Annotated in this window: 10 protein-coding genes and 1 tRNA gene; 7 read left to right on the forward strand and 4 right to left on the reverse strand. The window is 71.9% G+C overall.

Annotation, left to right across the window (positions count from 1 at the left end; all coding sequences use genetic code 11):
• Positions 1-189 precede the first annotated feature (189 nt).
• The 6 genes from paaA (at position 190) to ABZ848_RS08265 (ending at position 4,993) form a co-directional block, all read left to right on the forward strand.
• Positions 190-1,188, forward strand: a complete 999-nt coding sequence (paaA, locus tag ABZ848_RS08240; protein ID WP_360827106.1) for a 1,2-phenylacetyl-CoA epoxidase subunit PaaA — start codon at positions 190-192, stop codon at positions 1,186-1,188.
• The gene (paaB, locus tag ABZ848_RS08245; protein WP_360827109.1) at positions 1,185-1,472 is read left to right on the forward strand and encodes a 1,2-phenylacetyl-CoA epoxidase subunit PaaB; all 288 of its coding nucleotides are present in this window, start codon (positions 1,185-1,187) and stop codon (positions 1,470-1,472) included. Before paaA ends, paaB begins: the two co-directional genes overlap by 4 nt.
• Positions 1,469-2,188, forward strand: coding sequence for a 1,2-phenylacetyl-CoA epoxidase subunit PaaC (gene paaC / locus ABZ848_RS08250; protein WP_360827112.1), 720 nt, complete (start codon positions 1,469-1,471; stop codon positions 2,186-2,188). The genes paaB and paaC overlap by 4 nt, the downstream gene beginning before the upstream one ends.
• The gene (gene paaD, locus ABZ848_RS08255) at positions 2,185-2,718 is read left to right on the forward strand and encodes a 1,2-phenylacetyl-CoA epoxidase subunit PaaD (RefSeq protein ID WP_360827253.1); all 534 of its coding nucleotides are present in this window, start codon (positions 2,185-2,187) and stop codon (positions 2,716-2,718) included. The genes paaC and paaD overlap by 4 nt, the downstream gene beginning before the upstream one ends.
• Positions 2,718-3,773: a 2Fe-2S iron-sulfur cluster-binding protein gene (locus tag ABZ848_RS08260; protein ID WP_360827115.1), complete on the forward strand. Its 1,056-nt coding sequence runs from the start codon at positions 2,718-2,720 to the stop codon at positions 3,771-3,773. The genes paaD and ABZ848_RS08260 overlap by 1 nt, the downstream gene beginning before the upstream one ends.
• An 86-nt stretch (positions 3,774-3,859) precedes the next feature.
• On the forward strand, positions 3,860-4,993 hold the full coding sequence (locus ABZ848_RS08265) for an acyl-CoA dehydrogenase family protein (protein ID WP_360827118.1): 1,134 nt from the start codon (positions 3,860-3,862) through the stop codon (positions 4,991-4,993).
• A gap of 26 nt (positions 4,994-5,019) precedes the next feature.
• Here the strand turns inward: ABZ848_RS08265 and ABZ848_RS08270 are convergent, their stop codons facing one another.
• The 4 genes from ABZ848_RS08270 to ABZ848_RS08285 all read right to left on the reverse strand — a co-directional run bounded on the left by ABZ848_RS08270 (position 5,020) and on the right by ABZ848_RS08285 (position 8,356).
• Positions 5,020-5,349 (reverse strand): rhodanese-like domain-containing protein, encoded by a 330-nt coding sequence (locus ABZ848_RS08270; RefSeq protein ID WP_360827256.1) that lies wholly within the window; start codon positions 5,347-5,349, stop codon positions 5,020-5,022.
• An 89-nt stretch (positions 5,350-5,438) separates the two neighbouring features.
• Positions 5,439-6,371 (reverse strand): J domain-containing protein, encoded by a 933-nt coding sequence (locus ABZ848_RS08275; protein WP_360827121.1) that lies wholly within the window; start codon positions 6,369-6,371, stop codon positions 5,439-5,441.
• Positions 6,372-6,631: 260 nt separating this feature from the next.
• Positions 6,632-8,053, reverse strand: coding sequence for a DUF2252 domain-containing protein (locus tag ABZ848_RS08280; protein WP_360827124.1), 1,422 nt, complete (start codon positions 8,051-8,053; stop codon positions 6,632-6,634).
• A 216-nt stretch (positions 8,054-8,269) separates the two neighbouring features.
• Positions 8,270-8,356: transfer RNA gene (locus tag ABZ848_RS08285), tRNA-Leu, on the reverse strand.
• A gap of 476 nt (positions 8,357-8,832) precedes the next feature.
• Between ABZ848_RS08285 and ABZ848_RS08290 the strand changes: the two genes are divergently transcribed.
• On the forward strand, positions 8,833-9,334 hold a 502-nt coding region (locus ABZ848_RS08290), incomplete at its 3' end, for a DUF3662 domain-containing protein (RefSeq protein WP_360827127.1).

Consider the following 9,334-nt stretch of genomic DNA (forward strand, 5'->3'; position numbering starts at 1 on the left):
GCGAACGGTACTCAGGCCCGCCCGCACCGCACAGCCCCCGCCCCGCCATCCCCGTTGTCCACAGGCAATGCCCGCAGGTTATCCACAGCGGTTGACACCTTACGGCGCCCGCCCCACCATGGAAATCGCACGAACCGAACGATCGGTCGGGAGTCGGCTCCGGACAGAGCCCAGGTCGAGGGGGACCGCATGGCGACAGCAGCCGCGCACCAGACGCACGGCACCGAGGAACAGCGCGCCGCCACCGCCGCCGCGTACGAGCAGGCCTTCGACACCGCCGTGGCCGCCGACGAGCGCATCGAGCCGCGGGACTGGATGCCCGACGCCTACCGCGCGACGCTGGTCCGCCAGATGGCGCAGCACGCCCACTCCGAGATCATCGGCATGCAGCCGGAGGCCAACTGGATCACCCGCGCGCCCTCGCTGCGCCGCAAGGCGATCCTGATGGCCAAGGTCCAGGACGAGGCCGGCCACGGGCTGTACCTCTACAGCGCGGCCGAGACCCTCGGCACCAGCCGCGAGGAGCTGCTCGACAAGCTCCACTCCGGCCGCCAGAAGTACTCCTCGATCTTCAACTACCCGACCCTGACCTGGGCGGACGTCGGCGCGATCGGCTGGCTGGTGGACGGCGCCGCGATCACCAACCAGGTCCCCCTGTGCCGCTGCTCCTACGGCCCGTACGCGCGCGCCATGGTCCGCATCTGCAAGGAGGAGTCCTTCCACCAGCGCCAGGGGTACGAGCTGCTGCTGGCGCTCAGCAACGGCACGCCCGAGCAGCACGAGATGGCGCAGGACGCGGTGAACCGCTGGTGGTGGCCGTCGCTGATGATGTTCGGCCCGCCCGACGACGAGTCGGCGCACTCCGCGCAGTCGATGACGTGGAAGATCAAGCGGCATTCGAACGACGAGCTGCGCCAGCGCTTCGTCGACATCTGCGTCCCGCAGGCCGAGTCGCTGGGCCTGACCCTGCCCGACCCGGACCTGAAGTGGAACGAGGAGCGGAAGCACTACGACTTCGGCCCGATCGACTGGACCGAGTTCAAGGAAGTCCTCAAGGGCAACGGCCCGTGCAACGAACAGCGGATCACCCAGCGCAGGCGCGCCCACGAGGAGGGCGCCTGGGTGCGGGAGGCGGCCGCGGCCCACGCGGCCAAGCACAGCGAGCGGACGGGAGCGCGGCAGGCATGACGGACACCGACTGGCCCTTGTGGGAGGTCTTCGTGCGCTCGCGCCGCGGCCTCTCCCACACTCACGCCGGCAGCCTGCACGCGCCGGACGCGGAGTTCGCCCTGCGCAACGCCCGCGATCTGTACACCCGGCGCGGCGAGGGCGTCTCGATCTGGGTCGTCCCCTCGACGGCGATCACCGCGTCCTCCCCGGACGAGAAGGACCCCTTCTTCGAGCCGGCCGCCGACAAGCCGTACCGGCACCCGACGTTCTACGACATCCCGGAGGGGGTGAAGCACCTGTGACCGCGACCGTGGTGACGCCCGCCGCCCTCGCCCTCGGCGACGACGCACTGGTGCTCTCCCACCGCCTCGGGGAGTGGGCGGGCCACGCGCCCGTGCTGGAGGAGGAGGTCGCCCTCGCCAACATCGCGCTGGACCTGCTCGGCCAGGCCCGGGTGCTGCTGTCCATGGCCGGCGACGAGGACGAGCTGGCCTATCTGCGCGAGGAGCGAACCTTCCGCAACCTCCAGCTGGTGGAGCAGCCGAACGGCGACTTCGCCCACACCATCGCCCGCCAGCTGTACTTCTCCACCTACCAGCACCTCCTGTACGCCGAACTCGCCGCCGGCGACGGCCCGTTCGCCCCGCTCGCAGCCAAGGCCGTCAAGGAGGTCGCCTACCACCGCGACCACGCCGAGCAGTGGACCCTGCGCCTCGGCGACGGCACGGACGAGAGCCACGGACGGATGCGGCGGGCGGTGGACGCCCTGTGGCGGTTCACCGGCGAGATGTTCCGGCCGGTGGACGGGCTGGATGTCGACGGGGCGGCGATGGAAGCCGTCTGGCTGGAGTCGGTGGGGGACGTTCTTCTTCGGGCGACACTGACCGTCCCCGAGGGACCGCGGGCCGGTGGCTGGACGGCCGGCGCGGGCCGGGAGGGCCTGCACACCGAGTCCTTCGGGCGGATGCTCGCCGAGATGCAGCATCTGCACCGCAGCCACCCGGGGGCGTCATGGTGACGACGACCACCCCGCTGGAGGCCGAACTCCTCGACATCGCCGGTTCGGTGCCCGACCCCGAGCTGCCGGTGCTCACCCTCCAGGAGCTGGGCGTCGTCCGCGCGGTGCACGTGCGCGGTGCGGACACCGTCGAGGTCGAGCTGACCCCGACCTACACCGGCTGCCCGGCCATCGAGGCGATGTCCCTGGACATAGAGCACGCGCTGCACGCACACGGCATGCGCGAGGTCACGGTCCGCACGGTGCTCCGGCCGGCCTGGTCCACGGACGACATCACCCCCGAAGGCCGCCGCAAACTACGGGAGTTCGGCATCGCACCGCCGCGCGTGCGGGAGCAGTCCGGCCCGGTCGCCCTCTCCTTGGGCCGCACCCGCACCCTGGAGACGGCCGACGACCCCGAACCCGTCCTGTGCCCGCACTGCGGGAGCGCGAACACCGAGTTGCTCAGCCGCTTCTCCTCCACCGCGTGCAAGGCACTGCGCCGCTGTCTCGCCTGCCGTGAACCGTTCGACCACTTCAAGGAGTTGTGATGGCCCGCTTCCACGCGCTCCCGGTGGCCGCGGTCGACCGGCTCACCGACGACTCCGTGGCCATCACCCTCACCGTGCCGCCCGAACTGCGCGCGGAGTACCGGCACGCCCCGGGCCAGCACCTGGCCCTGCGGCGCCTGGTCGACGGAGCCGAGATCCGGCGCACGTACTCGATCTGCTCCCCGGCGCCCGACGAGGACGGCCCGCGCACCCTGCGGGTCGGGGTGCGGCTGGTCGAGGGCGGGGCCTTCTCGACGTACGCGCTCAAGGAGATCAACGTCGGTGACGAGCTGGAGGTGATGACCCCGGCCGGCCGCTTCACCCTCGACCCGGCGCCCGGCATGTACGCAGCGATCGTGGGCGGCAGCGGCATCACCCCGGTGCTGTCGATCGTCTCGACGCTGCTCGCGCGGGAGCCGGAGGCCCGGTTCTGTCTGATACGCAGCGACCGTACGGCCGCCTCGACGATGTTCCTGGAGGAGGTCGCCGACCTCAAGGACCGGTATCCGGGCCGGCTGCAGCTGGTCACGGTGTTGTCCCGGGAGGAGCAGCAGGCGGGGCTGCCGTCCGGGCGGCTGGACCAGGAACGGCTGACCGGACTGCTTCCGGCGCTGCTGCCGGTGGAACGGGTGGCGGGATGGTTCCTGTGCGGGCCGTTCGGGCTGGTGCAGGGGGCGGAGCGGACGCTGCGTGCGCTCGGTGTCCCCCGGGCCCGTATCCACGAGGAGATCTTCCACGTGGACGCGGCACCGTCGGCGCCCACCGTGACCGCGCCCGCGCACAGCACGGTCACCGCCCGGCTCGACGGCCGCGGCGGCACCTGGCCCGTGCAGGACGGCGAGTCCCTCCTGGACACGGTCCTGCGCAACCGCCCCGACGCCCCGTACGCCTGCAAGGGCGGCGTGTGCGGCACCTGCCGGGCCTTCCTGGTCACCGGCGAGGTCCGCATGGACCGAAACTTCGCCTTGGAGCGGGAGGAGACGGAAGCGGGCTATGTGCTGGCGTGCCAGTCGCATCCGGTGACGGAGAAGGTGGAGCTGGACTTCGACAGGTGAGCGTCGGGCGACCCGTTCCCTTCTTCTAGAACCTGTTCTATCTTGACGGTCCGTCAGATCAGCGGACCCTCCGGAGGGACAGGACCGTGGACTTCACCTTCACCGAGGAGCAGCAGGCGGCGGCCGAAGCGGCGCGGGGCGTGTTCGCCGGGGTCGCGCCGGACGCCGTGCCCTCGCCCTCGCTAGTCCCGGGCGCGGTCGCCGAGGACTTCGACCGCGCGCTGTGGGCGAAGCTCGCCGAGGCGGACCTGCTGAGCCTGCTGCTGGACGCGGAGTACGGCGGGGCGGGCCTGGACGCCGTAGCCCTGTGTCTGGTGCTGCGGGAGTCCGCGAAGGGGCTGGCTCGGGTGCCGCTGCTCGAGACCTGCGCGGCCGCCGCGGCCGTACAGGCCTACGGCGGCGCGGAGTTGAGGTCGGCGCTGCTCGCCCGGGCCGGCCGGGGCGAGGTCGTGCTGACCGTCGCCGCGAACGGCCGCACGGGCCATGACCCGGCCGAACTCGCCGTGTCCGCACGGCAGGACGGGGCCGACTGGATCCTGGACGGCGTACAGACGGCGGTGCCCTGGGCGCACAACGCCGACTTCGTCCTCGTACCCGCCAGGACGGCCGCGGACCGGACGGTCATCGCCGTGATCCCCCGCGTCCACGACGGGGTCGTGCTCGGCGAGCAGATCGCCACGACCGGTGAACGGCTCGGCGAACTGCGCCTGGAATCCGCGCGCATCGCGGGCCGGGATGTCGTCGAGGCCGAGGGCGCGTGGGAGTGGCTGCGGGAGCTGCTGGCCACCGGGACGTGTGCGCTCGCGCTCGGGCTCGGTGAGCAGGTGCTCGCGATGACCAGCGAATACGCGGGCAAGCGGGAGCAGTTCGGGCATCCGATCGCCACGTTCCAGGCAGTGGCCGTGCAGGCCGCCGACCGTTTCATCGACCTGCGGGCGATGGAAGCCACACTGTGGCAGGCCGCCTGGCGGATCGCCTCGGGAGCACCCGGCGCACTGCCGGCCTCCGGCGACGTGGCCGTCGCCAAGGTCTGGGCGTCTGAGGGCGTACGGCGGGTCGTGCAGACGGCACAGCATCTGCACGGCGGGTTCGGGGCGGACGTCGAGTATCCGCTGCACCGGTACCACGCCTGGGCCAAACACCTGGAGCTGTCGCTCGGCCCGGCGGCGGCGCACGAGGAGGCACTGGGGGACCTGCTGGCGGCCCACCCGCTGGGGTGACCGCCCGCACCGGGTCTACAGCCGTCCTACAGAACGAACCCCGGCTCGCCCGCGTCCGTCACGACCGGCCGGCCCGCCGCCGCCCACACCTGCATGCCGCCGTCGACGTTCACGGCGTCGATGCCCTGCTGGACCAGGTACATCGTGACCTGGGCGGAACGGCCGCCCGAGCGGCAGATCACGTTGACGCGGCCGTCCTGCGGGGCGGCCTCGGTCAGTTCGCCGTAGCGGGCGACGAACTCGCTGATGGGGATGTGCAGCGCCCCTTCGGCGTGGCCCGCCTGCCACTCGTCGTCCTCGCGGACGTCCACCAGGAAGTCGCCGTCCTTGAGGTCCGAGACCTCGACCGTGGGCACACCAGCTCCGAAACTCATGCCCCGAACGCTATCGGACGCCGTGGAATGTCACATATTACTGCCTGTTACATCCACTAGACCGACCGCCCCTACTGCCCCAGCAGCTCCGCCAACTCCCGCTCCCGCCGCTTCACATCCCCCAGCAGCTGCTCGGCGATCTCGTCCAGCAGCCGGTCCGGGTCGTCGGGTGCCAGTCGCAGCATCGACCCGATCGCGCCCTCCTCCAGCTCCTTGGCCACCAGCGAGAGCAGTTCCTTGCGCTGGGCGAGCCATTCGAGGCGGGCGTACAGCTCCTCGCTGCGGCTCGGGCCGCGCTCGGCCGGCACCGGGCCCTTGGCCCATTCCTCGGCGAGCTCGCGCAGGAGGGGCTCGTCGCCGCGCGCGTAGGCCGCGTTGACCCGGGTGATGAACTCCTCGCGGCGGGCCCGCTCGGTGTCGTCGGGGGCCAGGTCGGGGTGGGCCTTGCGGGCGAGTTCGCGGTAGAGCTTGCGGGCCTCGTCGCTGGGGCGTACGCGCTGCGGGGGCCGGACGGGCTGTTCGGTGAGCATCGCGGCGGCCTCGGGGAACAGTCCGTCCCCGTCCATCCAGCCGTGGAACAGCTCCTCGACGCCGGGCATCGGCATGACCCGGGCCCGGGCCTCGTCGGCCTTGCGCAGGTCCTCGGGGTCGCCGGTGCGGGCGGCCCTGGCCTCGGCTATCTGCGCGTCGAGCTCGTCGAGGCGGGCGTACATGGGGCCGAGCTTCTGGTGGTGGAGCCGGGAGAAGTTCTCGACCTCGACGCGGAAGGTCTCCACGGCGATCTCGTACTCGATCAACGCCTGCTCGGCGGCCCGCACAGCGCGCTCCAGCCGCTCCTCGGGCCGCGGCGCGGTACCGTCCGCCTCCGGCGCACCCGCGTCCGAGCGCGCCGCACCGTCGTCCGGCGCCACCGCACCCCCCTCCGGCCGCGCCGCGCCCTCCTCGGGCGTCACCTGCGTCTCACCGGCCGCACCGGCACCCTGCTCAGCTTCCGGGCTCGTCACCCGACCAGCGTAGGCCACACCGGGCCCGGCCCCTCAGCCGCAGGCCCACGGCCTCCGCAGCCCTGTCCACCGAGCCACGGCCACCGCCTCCGCAGCCCGGGCGACCGGCCGGGGTCACCTCACCAAAGCCCCGACCACCGACCCCGCGGCCACCGCCTCCGAAGCCCCGACCACCGGCCACCGGCCACCGCTCCACGGCCACCGCCAGCTCACCGCCCGCAGACCCCGCCACACCCAAGCCCTCTCATCGCCCGCTGCCCTCAAACCCCCATCTCCGCCGCAACCCTCCCCGCCCGCACCGCCGCCACGAACTCCGCATGGTCGGCCTCCGTGCGGTCGGCGTAGGCGATCGCGAAGTCCGCGACGGCCTCGTCCAGTTCCTCGTTCTTGCCGCAGTAGCCGGCGATCAGGCGAGGGTCGGCGCTGTGGGAGTGGGCTCGGGCCAGGAGGGCGCCGGTCATGCGGCCGTAGTCGTCGATCTGGTCGGTTGCCAGGGCGGCCGGGTCGACGCTGCCCTTGCGGTTGCGGAACTGGCGGACCTGGAAGGGCCGTCCGTCCACCGTGGTCCAGCCCAGCAGGATGTCGCTGACGACCTGCATCCGCTTCTGCCCGAGGACCACCCGCCGCCCCTCGTGCTCGACGGCCGGCGCCTCGAAGCCGGCCGTGACCAGGTGCGGCACCAGCACCGAGGACCGGGCCTCCTTCACCTGCAGGACCAGCGGTTCGCCGCGGTGGTCCAGCAGCAGGACGACGTACGAGCGCGTCCCCACACTGCCGGTACCCACGATCCGGAACGCCACGTCGTGCACCGCGTGCCGGGCAAGGAGCGGGAGACGGTCCTCGGAGAGCGTCCCCACGTAACTCTCCAGGGCCGCCGCCACCGCCGCGGCCTCCTCGTCCGCCACCCGCCGCAGCACCGGCGCCGCGTCCACGAAGCGGCGCCCGCCGTCCCCGGTGAGCTCGGTCGACTTCGCCGCGAACCGTCCGCTGGTGTTGGCCCGCGCCTTCTCCGAGACCCGCTCCAGGGTGCCGAGCAGGTCATGGGCGTCGGTGTGGGAGACGAGCTCCTCGTCCGCGATCGCGTTCCACGCGTCCAGCACCGGCAGCTTCGCCAGCAGCCGCATGGTGCGGCGGTAGGCGCCGGTCGCGTCGTAGGCGGCCTTGCGGCAGTGGTCCTCGTCGGCGCCGGCCTCCCGGCCCGCCAGGACGAGGGAGGCGGCGAGGCGCTTGAGGTCCCACTCCCAGGGGCCGTGCACCGTCTCGTCGAAGTCGTTCAGATCGATGACCAGGTCGCCGCGGGCGTCGCCGTACAGGCCGAAGTTGGCGGCATGGGCGTCTCCGCAGATCTGCGCACGGATCCTGGTCATCGGCGTACGCGCGAGGTCGTACGCCATCAGGCCCGCCGTGCCGCGCAGGAAGGCGAAGGGGGTGGCCGCCATGCGGCCCGCCCTTATAGGGGTCAGCTCGGCTATCCGGCCGAGGTTGGACTCCTCGACCGCGGTGACCGCCTCGGGCCGGGAGGCGTCCAGGTCGAGCGCCGCGTGCGCACTGCGCGGGACCACCTTGCGCAGGGCCTTGCCCTCTTCCCTGGGCGAGCCCTCGACGGGCCACCGGGCGAATCCCGGCACCCGCGGCAGCCGCCGCACTCCGGACTCAGCCGCTCCCGATCCGGTCTCGGTCACACCGACCGCCTCCCCCGCGCATGAACATCAACTCGGGGAGACCGTACAGCCGGTGGCCGGAACGCGTCAGACCCTGTGGACAACTCCACGCCTGTGGAAAACGCCGCTCACAGGCCACCCGTCGGGGCCGTGTGATTGTCCTCACCAGGTAATACGTCTCACACTGGGCCCTGGCAACGCGGAAGCCCCCAGGTCCGAGACCTGGGGGCTTCCGGCTGGTGCGCGAGGGGGGAGTTGAACCCCCACGCCCTTGCGGGCACTGGAACCTGAATCCAGCGCGTCTGCCTATTCCGCCACCCGCGCATTGGGTGCGTCTTCCGGCCTCTTCCCCCTTGGGGTTGGCGCCTTCCGACATGCAGAACATTAGCACGCTGGCCGGGGTGGGTTCACATCCCTTATGCCGGGGCAGCCGCCCACCTGCGGGGTCTCGCGATCGGCCCGGCCGCCGACCGATCCACGAAGCCGTCCGCTCCGTATCAACACGTACCTGTTCACGTATCAACCTCGTACCGGTACGGCCCGTCTCCCCAGGAGCCGGGCAGGGTCCACAGTCAGGTGCGGGACACTTGTCTGCGGCCGCCTCTACGATCCTGGGCAGAAGGAGTTCGAGGGACGAGTTCGAAGGGGAGCTTGGGAGGGAACTTCCGAAGCGAACTTCGACAGGCGTCGACACCCGTCGACGGGGCCGACAGGGGGAACCAGCCGATTCGACGGCGCGTGGATACGATCAGTAAGCAGTACCAGGCACGACACAGAGGCAACGACGGAGGAGGTGCCCCATGGGAGTCCTGAAGAAGTTCGAGCAGCGTCTCGAAGGTCTGGTCAACGGCACCTTCGCCAAGGTGTTCAAGTCCGAGGTCCAGCCCGTGGAGATCGCCGGCGCCCTGCAGCGCGAGTGCGACAACAACGCCACGATCTGGAACCGCGACCGGACGGTCGTACCCAACGACTTCATCGTGGAGCTGAGCACGCCGGACTTCGAGCGGCTCAGCCCCTACTCCGGCCAGCTCGGGGACGAGCTCGCCGGCATGGTGCGCGACTACGCCAAGCAGCAGCGCTACACCTTCATGGGCCCCATCAAGGTCCACCTGGAGAAGGCGGACGACCTCGACACCGGTCTGTACCGGGTGCGCAGCCGTACGCTCGCCTCCTCCAGCAACCAGCAGGCTCCCGGCGGCGCCGCTCCGGCAGCGCCGGCCGCTCCGGCGGCGGGCCGCCCCGGCGGTTACGGCTACCCGCCGGCCGCCGCCCCCGCGGGCGCCCCGCCGATGCCCGCCGCAC

The sequence above is a fragment of the Streptomyces sp. NPDC047081 genome (assembly GCF_040643775.1).
Classification (GTDB): domain Bacteria; phylum Actinomycetota; class Actinomycetes; order Streptomycetales; family Streptomycetaceae; genus Streptomyces.

What these genes read in the sequence shown, in the direction of transcription:
- paaA (WP_360827106.1), top strand. Translation starts at nt 190, where the DNA reads ATGGCGACAGCAGCCGCGCACCAGACGCACGGCACCGAGGAACAGCGC.
- paaB (WP_360827109.1), top strand. Translation starts at nt 1,185, where the DNA reads ATGACGGACACCGACTGGCCCTTGTGGGAGGTCTTCGTGCGCTCGCGC.
- ABZ848_RS08260 (WP_360827115.1), top strand. Translation starts at nt 2,718, where the DNA reads ATGGCCCGCTTCCACGCGCTCCCGGTGGCCGCGGTCGACCGGCTCACC.